The sequence below is a fragment of the Campylobacter sp. RM15925 genome (genome assembly GCF_012978775.1).
Classification (GTDB): Bacteria; Campylobacterota; Campylobacteria; order Campylobacterales; family Campylobacteraceae; genus Campylobacter_A; species Campylobacter_A canis.
On record NZ_LIWP01000014.1, the window covers coordinates 1 to 13,734 of the forward strand.

At 35.2% G+C, this 13,734-nt stretch carries 16 protein-coding genes; 13 read left to right on the top strand and 3 right to left on the bottom strand.

What is annotated here, in order from left to right:
• The 5 genes from CDOM15925_RS08275 to CDOM15925_RS08295 form a co-directional block, all read left to right on the top strand.
• Positions 1-472: sensor histidine kinase (locus tag CDOM15925_RS08275; protein WP_169942943.1), on the top strand; the 472-nt coding region annotated here is incomplete at its 5' end.
• Positions 473-661: 189 nt separating this feature from the next.
• Positions 662-1,279, top strand: coding sequence for a trimeric intracellular cation channel family protein (locus CDOM15925_RS08280; protein ID WP_169942944.1), 618 nt, complete (start codon positions 662-664; stop codon positions 1,277-1,279).
• 11 nt (positions 1,280-1,290) lie between these two features.
• Positions 1,291-2,454, top strand: a complete 1,164-nt coding sequence (locus CDOM15925_RS08285) for an acetylornithine transaminase (protein WP_169942945.1) — start codon at positions 1,291-1,293, stop codon at positions 2,452-2,454.
• Positions 2,438-3,430 (top strand): SAM-dependent methyltransferase, encoded by a 993-nt coding sequence (locus CDOM15925_RS08290; protein WP_349644344.1) that lies wholly within the window; start codon positions 2,438-2,440, stop codon positions 3,428-3,430. Before CDOM15925_RS08285 ends, CDOM15925_RS08290 begins: the two co-directional genes overlap by 17 nt.
• Entirely contained in the window at positions 3,427-4,296 is an 870-nt protein-coding gene (locus CDOM15925_RS08295) for a fumarylacetoacetate hydrolase family protein (protein ID WP_169942946.1), read from the top strand. The genes CDOM15925_RS08290 and CDOM15925_RS08295 overlap by 4 nt, the downstream gene beginning before the upstream one ends.
• Here the strand turns inward: CDOM15925_RS08295 and CDOM15925_RS08300 are convergent.
• Genes CDOM15925_RS08300 through fliL form a run of 3 tightly spaced genes read right to left on the bottom strand, consistent with a single transcriptional unit; the run spans position 4,286 to position 5,597 of the window.
• On the bottom strand, positions 4,286-4,738 hold the full coding sequence (locus CDOM15925_RS08300; protein ID WP_169942947.1) for a hypothetical protein: 453 nt from the start codon (positions 4,736-4,738) through the stop codon (positions 4,286-4,288). The two genes, CDOM15925_RS08295 and CDOM15925_RS08300, sit on opposite strands and share 11 nt — an antisense overlap.
• Positions 4,735-5,079 carry a holo-ACP synthase gene (gene acpS / locus CDOM15925_RS08305; RefSeq protein ID WP_169942948.1) on the bottom strand — a complete coding sequence of 115 codons (345 nt, stop codon included), beginning with the start codon at positions 5,077-5,079 and terminating at the stop codon, positions 4,735-4,737. Before acpS ends, CDOM15925_RS08300 begins: the two co-directional genes overlap by 4 nt.
• On the bottom strand, positions 5,076-5,597 hold the full coding sequence (gene fliL / locus CDOM15925_RS08310) for a flagellar basal body-associated protein FliL (RefSeq protein WP_169942949.1): 522 nt from the start codon (positions 5,595-5,597) through the stop codon (positions 5,076-5,078). The genes acpS and fliL overlap by 4 nt, the downstream gene beginning before the upstream one ends.
• A 53-nt stretch (positions 5,598-5,650) precedes the next feature.
• Here fliL and ybaK point away from each other — a divergent pair, with 53 nt between their 5' ends.
• The 8 genes from ybaK to CDOM15925_RS08350 all read left to right on the top strand — a co-directional run bounded on the left by ybaK (position 5,651) and on the right by CDOM15925_RS08350 (position 13,734).
• Positions 5,651-6,124: a Cys-tRNA(Pro) deacylase gene (gene ybaK / locus CDOM15925_RS08315; RefSeq protein WP_169942950.1), complete on the top strand. Its 474-nt coding sequence runs from the start codon at positions 5,651-5,653 to the stop codon at positions 6,122-6,124.
• A gap of 70 nt (positions 6,125-6,194) precedes the next feature.
• Entirely contained in the window at positions 6,195-7,565 is a 1,371-nt protein-coding gene (locus tag CDOM15925_RS08320; RefSeq protein ID WP_169942951.1) for a phosphomannomutase/phosphoglucomutase, read from the top strand.
• Positions 7,566-7,569: 4 nt separating this feature from the next.
• The gene (locus CDOM15925_RS08325; RefSeq protein WP_169942952.1) at positions 7,570-8,913 is read left to right on the top strand and encodes a mannose-1-phosphate guanylyltransferase/mannose-6-phosphate isomerase; all 1,344 of its coding nucleotides are present in this window, start codon (positions 7,570-7,572) and stop codon (positions 8,911-8,913) included.
• Positions 8,914-8,921: 8 nt separating this feature from the next.
• Positions 8,922-10,052: a glycosyltransferase family 4 protein gene (locus CDOM15925_RS08330; RefSeq protein ID WP_169942953.1), complete on the top strand. Its 1,131-nt coding sequence runs from the start codon at positions 8,922-8,924 to the stop codon at positions 10,050-10,052.
• Positions 10,040-10,666, top strand: a complete 627-nt coding sequence (locus CDOM15925_RS08335; protein WP_169942954.1) for a sugar transferase — start codon at positions 10,040-10,042, stop codon at positions 10,664-10,666. The genes CDOM15925_RS08330 and CDOM15925_RS08335 overlap by 13 nt, the downstream gene beginning before the upstream one ends.
• Positions 10,667-10,748: 82 nt before the next feature.
• Positions 10,749-11,519: an ABC transporter permease gene (locus CDOM15925_RS08340; protein WP_169942955.1), complete on the top strand. Its 771-nt coding sequence runs from the start codon at positions 10,749-10,751 to the stop codon at positions 11,517-11,519.
• Entirely contained in the window at positions 11,516-12,718 is a 1,203-nt protein-coding gene (locus CDOM15925_RS08345) for an ABC transporter ATP-binding protein (RefSeq protein WP_169942956.1), read from the top strand. Before CDOM15925_RS08340 ends, CDOM15925_RS08345 begins: the two co-directional genes overlap by 4 nt.
• The gene (locus CDOM15925_RS08350; protein WP_169942957.1) at positions 12,715-13,734 is read left to right on the top strand and encodes a class I SAM-dependent methyltransferase; all 1,020 of its coding nucleotides are present in this window, start codon (positions 12,715-12,717) and stop codon (positions 13,732-13,734) included. The genes CDOM15925_RS08345 and CDOM15925_RS08350 overlap by 4 nt, the downstream gene beginning before the upstream one ends.

Genomic DNA, 13,734 nt, shown 5'->3' on the forward strand with positions numbered 1-13,734 from the left:
ATCAAATTTATACGAAGATCTTACGATCTTAAGATTAAATAAAAAATACGAAGAGAATGAAGAGGTAAATTTAGCTCATATAGTAAGCGAGAGGCTTGAGTTTTTCTCACTAAATTTAAAGCAAAAAGGCATAAATTTAACCGCCGATATCAAGGATGTCACGCTTGTAACTTCAAAATTTAAGGTGCGAAAGATAGTTGATAACCTCTTAAGCAACGCCGTGAAATACTCAAACGAAGGCGGAGATGTAAGCGTGAAGCTTGATAAAAAAGCTCTTGTTATCACAAATAGCGGACAGGGAATATCAAAAGAGAATTTGCCTCATATATTTGATCTTTACACGAGATTTGACGAGGCAAACGGAGGATTTGGCATAGGGCTTAATATCGTTAAGAAATTTTGCGACGAGCTGAAATTTAAAATAAGCTGTAAGAGCGGTAACGGCACAACGGAATTTAAAGTCGCCTTTTGATACGGCTAGATAAATTTCAAGTATTTTTAAGCAGGTGTCAGGGTGAAATTTATATGATATTTTTGGCTGTTTTGGCTAAATTTAAAGACCGTTTTTGGCGATGAAATTAGCTGCTTAAGGGTTAAAATTCAACCAAATTTATAGCTTAAAGATGTAAAATAGCCTTTAAATTTTAACTTTAGAGCTTGTATGGACGATTTACAAATTTTTTTAATACCCGAATATATCGGTATCGCATCTGCGGCGGTTAGCGGGTTTTTGTTTGCGGTTAAGAGAAATTGCGACTGGCTTGGCATATTTGTCTCAGCGCTACTGACGGCACTTGGCGGAGGATTTATGAGAGATACCATAGTATCTAGACCGCTATACTCATTTACTCACTACATGCCTTGCATTATAGTTATAGCCATGCTTGTTCTCTCCGCTCTTTTTAGGATTCACAAGCGTAGCGATATAGAGAAGAAATTCCTTTTTGTAACGACAGACGCCGTGGATCTGGTAAGCTTTTCTATCGTCGGAGCGATAATTGCTTTGCAATATGGATATAATATCTTTGGAGTTGTTATGCTTGCGCTTTGCAACGGCGTAGGCGGGGGAATTTTGCGTGATGTTTTATTTAACGAAGTTCCTTGGTTTTTAAAAACGGGTCTTTACGCGACCGTTAGCATCGTAGTCGGTGCGGTCTATTTTGTGATGCATCATTTTGGATTTACTAATATATGGTGGATAATGGGGCTTTTTGCTTTCGGTATTGTTTTTAGGCTTTTGGCCTATTATAGAGGTTGGCACCTGCCAAGGCTTGATTAAAGGAGGATGAAATGTATCTTTTAGACACTTATGCGAGATTTGATTTTGGATTTGAAAGAGGAAACGGCTCTACGCTTTTTGATAAAAAGGGGCGAGATTATATAGATTTTGCTTCGGGTATCGGCGTAAATTCTCTTGGTCATGCAAATAAAAGCATAGTAAAAGCGATTAAAGAGCAGAGTCAAAAGATACTTCATAGCTCAAATTTATACGCTATAAAGCCTCAAGAAAAGCTTGCTAAAGCGATATCAAAGGAGCTTGGATTTAAGGCTTTTAGTTTCTTTTGTAATTCCGGTGCAGAGGCTAATGAGTGCGCCATAAAGCTAGCCAGAAAGTATGGTGCGACAAATTTTAAAGAGAAAAAATTTGAGATAATAACTCTTAAAAATTCATTTCACGGCAGAACTCTAGCTACTTTGAAGCTAACCGGACAGGATAAATTTCATCCTGAAATTTACGCTCCTTATATCGATGGCTTTAAATTTTACGGCAGTATTGGCGAGATAATTGAAAATATAAACGAAAAAACCGTTGCAGTTATGATAGAGCTTGTTCAAGGCGAGGGCGGTATAAACGCTCTTGATAATAGCGAAGTAAAGCGCCTTGCAAAAGTTTTAAAAGAGAAAAAACTACTTCTTATAACAGATGAAGTTCAGTGCGGAGTGTATAGAACGGGCGAGTTTGTTACATCTAAGCTTTACGGTATAAAGCCTGATATCATTACCTTTGCCAAAGGGCTTGGCGGAGGGGTTCCTATCGGTGCTTGCGCTTGCAGGCATAGTGTATTTGCTCCTGGGGATCACGGATCTACTTTTGGCGGTAATTTTCTTGCTACTAGCACAGCACTTGCCGTTTTAAGCGAGCTTAAAAAGATCAAAAAAAGCGGTAAGCTAGATGAAACGATAGAAATTTTTAATGAAAATTTAGATGCCCTGTGCTCTAAATTTCCTCAAATTTTTGATAAAAAAGAGGGTCTTGGACTAATGCTAGGACTTAGCTTAAAAGATGAAATTGATATATCAAAGCTTATAAATTTGGCAAATAAAAACCGTGTTTTGATATTAAAATCAGGAGTAAAAACGCTTAGGTTTTTACCCTCTTTAAATATCAAAAAAAGCGAGATCAAAGAGGGATTTAAAAGGCTTACAAAGGTTATAAGTGAGTATAAAATTTAGCTCGTATTTTGATAATTGGCTAAATAAAAACTACTATAAAAACGGTGTTAATATAGGCAAAAAGGGCGATTTTTACACATCCGTTAGCGTAGGAGCTCTCTTTGGGGTTACGCTTGCTTATCATTTTTTAAATTTGCTTAAAAAGGGCGAATTCTCACCAAATGCAAATATCGTTGAGATAGGCGCAAACGACGGCTCTATGATGGGCGATTTTATAAGCGGAATTTTTACTTTTCAGCCTGAAATTTTAAAAACTTTGAAATTTAACATCATAGAGCCTCACGCAAATTTGCGCAAAATTCAAACTCAAAATTTAAAGCAAAAATTTGGCGACGAGGTTATCATAAATCATTTTTTGCATTTAAAGGAGTGTAAATTTGATGAGGCGTTTTTCATCTCAAATGAGCTATTTGACTGCTTTGCTTGCGAGGTAGTAGATGGCGATAAGATGCTTTACGTTAAGGATGATGAGTTATTTTGGGATAGCGCGGATAAGGAAATTTTGACAGCTTGCAAGAAATTTGAAATCACTAAAGGCGAGATCACAACCGGCTTAAGCGAATTTGCAAAAAATCTTGCAAATTCGGCGCGCAAACTTAAGTTTATAACTTTTGATTACGGAGATATGGGATCTAGGAGCGATATAACGCTTAGAATTTATAAAGAGCATAGAGTTTTTAGTCCGTTTGAGCTTGGAAATTTAAAAGAGTTTTTTGGAGTAAGCGACATAACTTATGATCTGAATTTCGCTCAGGTTAGGCAGGAATTTAAAGATTGCGGTTTTGATTTCAAAGGGTTTAAAAAACAGTCCGCAGCGATAGTTGATTTTGGCGGCGCTGAGGTGCTTGAATATGTGCTTAAAAACGGCGGAGATAGTGCTTACAAAAGCTTCTTAAAGCAGTTTAAATTTTTAACTAGCCCTGAATTTTTAGGCGAGAGGTTTAAGATGATAGAATTTGACAAAGGGATGAGATGAAATTTGTAACATTTTTTGACGGCTGTGTAAAAACGGGCATAGTAAGTAGTGATAACGGGCTCATAAGCTTTGATGAAATAGGGCTTAAATTTAAAGATTTAAATGACTTTATAGAGCGTGCAAGCGATAAAGACTATGAGCTTTTAAGCGGTTTTGAGGCTCAAGCACGCGGGCTTAAGATTGGCGAGGCAAAGCTTCTTGCGCCTATCATAACGCCTCGTCAAGATATCATCTGTCTTGGCATAAACTACATGGATCACGCAGCCGAATCTGCAAAATTCAAAGGCGAAAAATTTGACGGTAAGCGCGAATATCCCGTTTATTTCTCAAAAAGAGTAAATGAGGCGGTGGGACATGGGGGCGAAATTTTAGCTCACGAAAGCGTAACGCAAAAGCTTGATTACGAAGTTGAGTTAGCTTTGATAATCAAAAAAGATGCTAAAAATGTAAGCGCAAAAGACGCGAAGGATTATATATTTGGCTATATGATATTAAATGATTTTAGTGCGCGAGATTTGCAAATTCGCCATAAGCAGTTTTATTTCGGCAAGTCGCTTGATACGCATTGCGCGATGGGTCCTGCGGTTATTACGGCTGATGAACTGGATAGCTCAAATTTGACCATAAAATGCTATGTAAACGGCGAGCTTAGACAGAATTCAAACACTTGTAATATGATATTTAACGAAAGATACGTGATAGAGGAGTTAAGTAGCGCTATGACGCTAAAAGCGGGCACTATAATATCTCTTGGCACGCCAAGCGGAGTCGGTATGGGTCTTGAACCGCCTAAATTTCTAAAAAGCGGCGATGTGGTTCGTTGCGAGATAGAGGGTATCGGAGTGCTTGAAAATTTTATAAGCTAAATTTATGCTCGCTACCGGATGATAAAACAAACCAGCATATATGCTTGCTTTGGCTAAAATTTAATCCGTCTATTGAGTAAAATTTGCGTTTATTTCCATCTTGTTTGACTATGATATCAACTTTATACGGCATAAAAGGAAGGCTTTTGAAGTGACATGAGACAACTTCATCTTTTGCTAAGCTTATCTCCTTTAAAAGCTTTGCAATGATAATTTTGTCATCGTAAATTTCAATATATCTGAAATTTAACTTATCAAAAAGATTATAAAGCAAAACTGTAGCTAAAACTGCTCCCATGACAAGCTTCGCTCCATCGTTAAAGAGCATAAAGGATGTCGGAAATATAAGAAGTAAGAGTATGGGCGCGCAAGCTATAAATAAAGTAGTTTTATTTCTGCTATCAAGCCTGTATAAGAGCTTTGAGCTATTTTGCGAGTTCATTTTAATATAACTGCCGCAATAGCAAAGCCCCCGTCATGGCTTATGCTTGCATCTGCTTGTGAGATTTTAAAATTAGATTTAATTTTCTCTGAAAGTTTGATTTTTGGTGCGTTTTTTTCAGTTTTATAAATTTCTATATCAAAAAACGAACATTCATCGCCGATACCGCAACCAAGAGCCTTACTAACGGCTTCTTTAAGTGCGTAAAACCCTGCTAAAGTCGCATCGGTTTTTGCTAAAATCATCTCGTTTTCATTTAAAAAGCGTTTAGCAAAGGCTTCGCCGTAACGCTTCTTAAGTCTTGAAATTCTCTCTATGGCAACGATATCAATCCCTATCATTGAACTACAAAGTCGGTAAAGTAGATATTTTTAAGATGACCGTCGGCAAGCACTTCGTTTATACGATCTACGATCTCATCTTTTAGGCGATCTTTGCCCTTTATCGTGCTTACTTCTTCAAAAGTTTTAGACGATAGCGTCCTTACTATTATATCTCTGATGAGGGGTTTTTTCTTGTCTATTTCAGGGGTTAATGCCTCGGCGTTTAGCTCCAGCTCGACCTTTGTTTTAAGAAATCTTGACCCGCTGTCGCTTAACAAATTTACGATAAATTGATCCATCGGATAGACAGGACCCATGTTTATATAGTCGGTTGAGCGCTTGATAGAAGCGTTTTTAGAAACCATTTGTCCTTGGGTTTGTCCGTCTTGCATACTGTTTGGTTGATCGTTACCGCTTAATACAAGATACGCGATAAGACCTCCTATAACTAAAAGCAATACCAAAACTATAATTATTATTATGAGAATGAAGCTATTTCCCTTTTTGGCTTGCTTTTCTTCCATCTCTTCAGCCATTAATACTCCTTTTTTTGTATAATTATATAACAAAATTTAAAAAATGAGAAAATATGATACATAAAACTAATGCGGCAAGAATTTTGGACGGTAAGAGTGTAGAGTATGAGCTGTTTGAGTATGAGGTTGATGAGAGTGATCTAAGCGCCGTTAACGTAGCTTTAAAATGTGGAGCCGATATAACTCAAGTTTATAAAACGATAGTGTGCGAGTGTGAGCCAAGAGGCTTTGTGGTGGCTTGTATACAGGGTGATTTAAGCTTGGATCTAAAAGCTTTGGCAAGAGCTAGCAGGCGTAAACGTTGCGAGCTTTTAAATTTAAAAGATCTTGAGAAAATAACAGGCTATATCAGGGGCGGTTGCTCTCCGATAGGTATGAAAAAGACCTTTGATACATTTATCGATGAACGAGCTTTAAAGCAAAATTTCATTTATATAAGCGCAGGCGTTAGAGGTAAGCAGTTGCGGCTCAATCCTTGCGACTTGATAGAGGCTGTGAGTATGAAAATAGCCTTAATAGCTAAATGATAATTAATAAAAAGATGATATAATCGGCTTTAATTTTTTAAATTTATTATATTTTAAAGAGAAGTGATTGATGTTGGAAGAAATTTTTAGAGAGTATGATATACGCGGTATTTTTGATAGGGATTTAAATGAAACTAGCGTAAAAGCAATAGGTCTGAATTTAGGTCGCGAAATGCTAAAAAGAGGCGCTAAAAACGTAAGCGTGGGATATGATGCTAGACTTAGCGCGGATGAAATTTTCGGCTGGCTTGTTAGCGGATTAAACGGTGCTGGCATAGAAGTTTTTGATATTGGACTGCTTCCTACTCCGGTTGGTTATTTTAGTGTGTTTAACGACAAATTTGACGCAAATATCATGATAACCGGCTCTCATAATCCAAAAGAGTATAACGGATTTAAGATTACTATTTTTAAGGACAGCTATTTTGGCGCCGATCTTCAGAGGCTAAAAGATGATGTTATCTCTACGATAGAGGCTAAAACGAAGATAAAAGATGATTTTAGAGCCGTTAAATTCGATATCGCAAGCGAGTATAAGAAATTTATCATAGATCAGTTTGCCCACTTAAAAAATATGAAGCTAAAAATCATAATGGACTGTGCAAACGGAGCCGTAGGGGCTGTGCTTCCTGAAATTTGCAAGAGTTTAAATTTAGATGCTGAAATTTTATACCCAAACCCTGACGGAAATTTTCCAAATCATCACCCAGATCCTAGTGAAGAGAAAAATTTAAAAGATATCAAAGAGGCCTTAAGAAGCGAATTTGAGATAGGATTTGGCTTTGACGGGGACGGCGATCGTATAGCCGTGCTTACTAAAAATCGCAACATAAAAGGCGATGAGCTAGCCTATCTATACTCGCTTGCCATGAAAAACCCACGCGTTTTGGGAGAGGTAAAATGCTCGCAAAATATGTATGATGAGATTGATAAAAACGGCGGCAAAAGCTTTATGGGCAAAACCGGTCATAGCAATATCAAAAAGGCGATGAAGGAGCTAAATATCGATATGGCAGCGGAAGTTAGTGGTCATATATTTTTTAAAGAGCGATATTTTGGGTTTGATGACGCTTTGTATGCCATGTTTAGGGTGCTTGAACTTATACAAAAGGGCATAAATTTAGACGCGGAGCTTGATAAACTTCCAAAGGTTTACAGCACGGACGAGATTAAGATTAACACGACAGAGAGTGAAAAATTTAAGATAATTGAAAATTTAAAAATCAGACTTCAAGATAACTTGCAAGAGCTTCCTGAGATAAAAGAAATTATCGATATAGACGGTGTTCGCGTTAGATTTGATAACGGTTGGGCACTTGTGCGCGCTTCAAATACTACTCCGGTTATCGTTACTAGATTTGAAGCTAAGGATGAGCAAACGCTTGCAAAACTTCAAAATGCTTTTTTAAACTTAGTAGAAAATATAAAAAATAGGGTGTAAATTTATGGTAAATGTGATACTTTGTGGAGGATCCGGCACTAGACTTTGGCCGCTTTCAAGAACTCTTATGCCAAAGCAGTTTGTTAAAATTTTTAACGGTGAATCTCTTTTCAGTCTTACTCTTAAGAGAAATTTTGAATTTGAAAAGAGTATTATTGTTTGTAATGAAGAGCATTATTTTTTAGCTCTTGACGAATGTAGCGGTAAAGAGATATATAAATTTATACTTGAACCGTTTGGCAAAAATACCGCTGCTGCTATAACTTTTGCCGCCTTAAATTGTGACAAAGAAGAAATTTTATTGGTTACTCCGAGTGACCATATGATACAAGATGAGGCGGAATATAAAAAATCTCTTGGCAAAGCCAAAGAGTATGCTCAGGATGGATTTTTAGTAACATTTGGAATCAATCCGAGCGAGCCCAATACCGGTTATGGTTATATAAAATCAAAAAGCAACGGGGATGTTGAACGTTTTGTAGAAAAGCCGAATTTAGAAAACGCGGTTAAGTTTATTAAAGAAGGCGGATATTATTTTAATAGCGGTATGTTTTGCTTTAAAGCCGGAGTTTTTCTTGAGGAGATGAAGAAATTTGCTCCAAATATAGTAAATAGCGTAGAGAGTGCGATTAAAGACTCTTGGAGTGAAGATAATGTTCTTAAGATAAACCCGATCAAAATGGATGAGATAGAAGATATTAGTATTGATTATGCTCTTATGCAAAGAAGCACAAAGATAAAGATGGTTCCTCTTGATGCAGGATGGAGCGATGTGGGAAGTTTTGACGAGCTTGGCAAGAAGATTGAAAATTCCAAAGAATTATTCGAGATTGACTCTAAAAACAATTTTGTTATTACAAATAAGCCTACAGCTTTAATAGACGCAAATGATTTAATCGTCGTAAATACAAAAGACGCCTTAATGGTAGCAAAGAAAGGCAGCAGTCAAAAAGTAAAAGAGGTCTATGGATACTTTAAAAAATATATGCCCGAAATTTGCGATTCGCATACTAAGGTCTTTCGTCCTTGGGGAAGCTATGAAGTGCTTGAAAGTAGTTTTGGGTACAAGATAAAAAAGATAATAGTTCATCCAAATAAAAGACTAAGTTTGCAAAAGCACTTTAAGCGAAATGAGCACTGGATAGTTGTTAGCGGCAGAGCTTTAGTGACGATAAACGATAAGAAATTTTATCTTGAACAAAACGAATCAACTTATATAACAAAGGGTCAAATTCATAGACTTGAAAATCAAGAAAATTCAGATCTTATCATTATAGAAGTTCAAACAGGCGAATATTTGGGTGAAGATGATATCGTAAGGCTTAATGACGATTATAAAAGGTCCTAGGCATTTTCATGAAAAAAGCTTTGGTGCATGATTGGTTTAGTGTATATGCGGGTGCGGAGAGGTGCGTAGAGAGCTTTACAAATATATGGGATGATTTTGATATATTTGCTCTTGTTGATTTTTTAGAACCGAAAGATAGAGAGATAATTCTTAAAGGCAAGAGTGCAAAAACTAGTTTTATACAAAATTTGCCATTTACAAAGAGTAAATTTAGAAACTATTTGCCACTTTTCCCATTTGCTGTAGAACAGTTTGATTTAAGGGATTATGATATTATTCTTTCAAGCTCTCATGCTGTAGCAAAGGGAGTTTTAACCCATCAAAATCAGTTTCATATAAGCTATATTCATACTCCGATGAGGTATGCGTGGGATATGTATTTTAGCTATCTTGAAGAAAATAATGCAAAAAGAGGACTTAAGTCGCTTCTTCTTAGATATTTTTTGCATAAAATTCGAATTTGGGACTTGATGTGTGCAAACAGAGTTGATAGCTATATTGCAAATTCTCATTATGTCGCAGGAAGAATTGACAAAATTTACGGTAAAAAAGCTCACGTTATCTATCCGCCTGTAGATACTTCAAAATTTGAGTTCAAAGATCAAAAGGAAGATTTTTATATTACCGTTTCAAGGCTTGTTCCTTATAAAAAGATTGATATTATCGTAGAGGCTTTTAATATAAACGGTAAAAAGTTAGTCGTCATAGGCGATGGACCTCAGATGTCAAAGATAAAGAGTATAGCAAAACCGAATGTTGAAATTTTAGGCTTTTTAGACGATAAAAAGATATCTCAGATGCTTAGTAGGGCGCGTGCTTTTATATTTTGTGCTCTTGAAGACTTCGGTATAGCTCCTGTTGAGGCTCAAGCTTGCGGCACTCCGGTAATTTGCTATGGTCAAGGTGGAGCAAAAGAGAGTGTTTTAAATGGACTTAGTGGAGTTTATTTTGAAAATCAAAGTGTTCAAAGCTTAAATAAAGCCATTGATAAATTTGAAAAAGAGTTTGATAAATTTGATCTTAGTTTTATTTATAGGCATGCTCAAAAATTCTCAAAAGAGAGATTTGAAAAAGAGATAAAAGAGTTTGTGCAAATCGAATATGAGAAATTTATAGACGGTAAGGGTTGGCGAAAATAATGAGGCTAAGAGATAGAGTAGCTCTTAAGGTTGTTTTTGATTATTGTATTATTTTAATTACTCTACCTATTTGGTCGGTGATTATGGTGGTAGTAGCTATGGCTATAAAAATTTCGCGCCCAAACGAGAGCGTATTTTTTAAACAGAAGCGTATAGGAAGGTTTTGCAAGCCTTTTGATTGCTATAAATTTAGGTCTATGTGTAAGCACGGCAATGAAATTTTAATTAAATATCTTAAAGAAAACCCTGATGAAGTGGAGCATTATAAAAAATATCATAAATACAAAAATGATCCTAGAATAACAAGAGTAGGGCATTTTATAAGAAAAACTTCTCTTGATGAGTTGCCTCAGCTTTTTAATATCTTAAAGCTGGATATGAGCTTGGTTGGACCTAGACCTTATATGATATCGGAAAAGAAAAAAATAGGTAAAAATATTGTAAAAATAACAAGTGTCAGGCCGGGACTTACAGGACTTTGGCAAGTTAGCGGACGCAATGATATTTCATTTAAAGAGAGAGTTGAAATGGATGTGGGATATGTAGAGAATGTCTCAATTGTCAAAGATATCTTGATTATCTTTAAAACTGTTTTTATAATTTTTAAAAATTGATTAAGTTTTTAAAGTAATGGGTAATATTTATTTAATCTCTTTTGGATATAATAATAAAAATTTATATTATGGTTTGCAACGATTGTTTAAAAAAGATATTATTAGCATCTATCAACTAGTAAAATTTGATTTTAAAAGCCGCTATGCAAAGACAGGCTTGGGTCAAATTTGGTATATTGTTTCACCTATTGTGATGCTGTTTATTTATACGGTTATTTTTTCTGACTTCATGAATGCAAGACTTGGTGTGAGCAACCACGCTTATTCGTATAGTATCTATTTAATTCCCGGAATTTTTGCCTATTCGGCATTTTCCAATACTTTAAGTATAATGATGGAGGTTCCGTTTGCAAAGGCTGGAATTTTAAAGAAAATCAATACTCCTCTTTATGTGTTTGAGCTAAGTCCGCTTATTATACAATTTATAATTTTTATGTTTTCTATGATGATTGGCATTGTTTTTTTATTGATTGTTAAAGAGGTAAATTTTAGTTTATTGATGATTATTCCTCTTATGATACTTCAGACTATCTTTGTTTTTGGGCTCGGGCTTTTATTTTCCGTATTTTCGGTATTTTTTAGAGATATAAAAGAGATTACGCCCATAATGCTTCAGCTACTATTTTGGGCGACTCCTATAGTATATCCTGCGTATGTGCTTGAGAAAAAAGCCGAATTTTTGCTGTATATAAATCCGCTTTATTATTTTATAAAACCGTATCAGGACATATTTTTATTTAATAGTATAAAATTTGGCGATTTTGTAGCGCCCGTAATTATAGCCTTTGCATCACTTTTTATAGGGGTGTTTTTTTATGTAAAATTAATTGATTCCGTAAGAGATAATCTGTGAGTGTTGTTTTAAGTGTCAAACATTTGACTAAAGAATTTAGAATTTATGAGCGCCAGCGAGATAGACTGAAAGAAATTTTTCACAAAAAGCAGCTACATAAGAAATTTTTTGCAAATTTAGACATTAGCTTTGATTTACACGCAGGCGAGAGTCTTGGTATCATAGGTATGAATGGAGCTGGTAAATCGACTCTTCTTAAAATTATAAGCGGAGTTTTGGCTCAGACTTCAGGCACTGTTACAAAATCAGGTTCCATTGCTGCGATATTAGAGCTTGGTACAGGTTTTAATTATGATTTAAATGGAGTCGAAAACATCTATTTTAACGGCTACTTGCTTGGAATGAGTAAAGAGTATATAGATGAAAATTTGCAAAACATTATAGATTTTAGTGAATTGAATGATTTCATAGATTTGCCGATTAGTACATATTCATCTGGTATGGTCGTGCGACTTGCTTTTTCTATTGCGATCTTTTCAAATGCTCAAACTTTTATAATAGATGAAGCACTTTCCGTAGGTGATGCGCACTTTTCTCAAAAATGCATTAAGAAGCTAAAAGAGGTAAAAGAGTTTGGTAAAAGCATTATTTTTGTTTCGCACGATCTAAATTCGTTGAAGTTACTTTGCGATCGCATTATACTTTTAAAATCGGGAGAAATAGTTGAGGAAGGCAACCCTCAAGATGTTATGGATAAGTATAATTATCTTATATCTCAAGCATCGCAAGACGATAATGAAGTAAAGAGTTATCACAAGGATTATGGTGGTAAAGAGGTTGAAATAGTTAAATTTAGCATGAAAAAACAAGATAAAGAGATATCGGTGGCAACATCGGGAGATAAAGTTAAATTTCAGATAGAAGTAATGGCTAATAAAACCTTAAATGATATCTCTCTTGGAATTTTGATAAAAGACAAATTTGGACAAGATATTTATGGCGCCAATACAAAGATGTTAGGGTTAAATTTTGATTCTCAAGCCGGCAAAAGATACATTGTAGATTTTAATACTGATCTTAATATAGGAGCGGGTTTATATACGGTAACTGTAGCTTTGCATGCAGGCGAAACACATATGGACAAGTGTTATCACTGGATAGATAATGTATATAAATTTGAAGTTGTCAATGCGAATAAACGTGATTTTGTAGGAATTTGCAGGCTAAATTCAAATGTGTTGATAAGGGAAAATATATGAACAAGGGATTTTATCTGGCTTTTGAAAATAAATTTAGAGGAGATGAAGATCTTATAAAAAGTAGACAAAAAAAGTATCTTAAATTTATTACTCCTTTAAAGGATATAAAAAATGAAGTTAATGCGCTTGATATAGGTTGTGGAAGAGGCGAATGGCTTGATTTGCTTTTAGAGAATGGCTTTAAAGCAAAAGGTATAGATATAGATGATGATATGGTCGAGCTATCTTTAAGCAAGGGATTTGACGTAGAAAAAAGCGATGCTATTTCGAAATTAAAATCTCTTGAAGATAATAGTGTGGATATTATTAGTGCTTTTCAAGTTGTGGAGCACATAGAATTTGATGATGTGCTTGAAATTTGCAAAGAAGCTATGAGAGTCTTAACTCCATGCGGAATTTTAATTCTTGAGACGCCGAATCCTGAAAATATAATGGTTTCAACTCAATGGTTTTATCTTGATGCAACACATAAAAATCCCATCCCGTGCCAACTTCTTGCTTTTGCTACCGAGTATCACGGATTTAAAAGAAATTTTATATTAAGATTAAATGAAAAAGAGATAGATCAAAGTCAAAACTCAATGGATCTTTTTGATGTGTTTGAAAAAGTAAGCCCTGATTATGCGATTATAGCTCAAAAAGATGGCGATAGTATAAAGCTATTTGATAATGCTTTTTTGGAGACTTACGGCATAAATTTGGATCAAATATCTCATGTTTATTCTAATTCTTTAAGAAATTATACTAGGCAAATATATAATGAATTTGAAAGTAAAATTATCTCCACTCAGCAAGAGATAAATGATATGAAAAATAGCAGGTCTTGGCGCATAACCAAGCCGCTAAGATCAATAGCCGGTATTGCTAGAGTTGCCAAAGCAAGAGCCAAAAGTTATTCTGCAAGATGCTATGCTATGTTAAAAAATATGAATTTAAAAAGTTTTTTTGACTCCGGTTATTCTAATGTATTAACTAGTAGAGAGCTTGAAATTTATAAGAGACTAAAAAGGAAATAG

Coding starts and splice junctions, on each gene's coding strand:
- ybaK (WP_169942950.1), top strand. CDS start 5,651: ATGATACATAAAACTAATGCGGCAAGAATTTTGGACGGTAAGAGTGTA.
- CDOM15925_RS08295 (WP_169942946.1), top strand. CDS start 3,427: ATGAAATTTGTAACATTTTTTGACGGCTGTGTAAAAACGGGCATAGTA.
- CDOM15925_RS08325 (WP_169942952.1), top strand. CDS start 7,570: ATGGTAAATGTGATACTTTGTGGAGGATCCGGCACTAGACTTTGGCCG.
- fliL (WP_169942949.1), bottom strand. CDS start 5,597: ATGGCTGAAGAGATGGAAGAAAAGCAAGCCAAAAAGGGAAATAGCTTC.
- CDOM15925_RS08350 (WP_169942957.1), top strand. CDS start 12,715: ATGAACAAGGGATTTTATCTGGCTTTTGAAAATAAATTTAGAGGAGAT.
- CDOM15925_RS08280 (WP_169942944.1), top strand. CDS start 662: ATGGACGATTTACAAATTTTTTTAATACCCGAATATATCGGTATCGCA.
- CDOM15925_RS08285 (WP_169942945.1), top strand. CDS start 1,291: ATGTATCTTTTAGACACTTATGCGAGATTTGATTTTGGATTTGAAAGA.
- CDOM15925_RS08300 (WP_169942947.1), bottom strand. CDS start 4,738: ATGAACTCGCAAAATAGCTCAAAGCTCTTATACAGGCTTGATAGCAGA.
- acpS (WP_169942948.1), bottom strand. CDS start 5,079: ATGATAGGGATTGATATCGTTGCCATAGAGAGAATTTCAAGACTTAAG.
- CDOM15925_RS08330 (WP_169942953.1), top strand. CDS start 8,922: ATGAAAAAAGCTTTGGTGCATGATTGGTTTAGTGTATATGCGGGTGCG.
- CDOM15925_RS08320 (WP_169942951.1), top strand. CDS start 6,195: ATGTTGGAAGAAATTTTTAGAGAGTATGATATACGCGGTATTTTTGAT.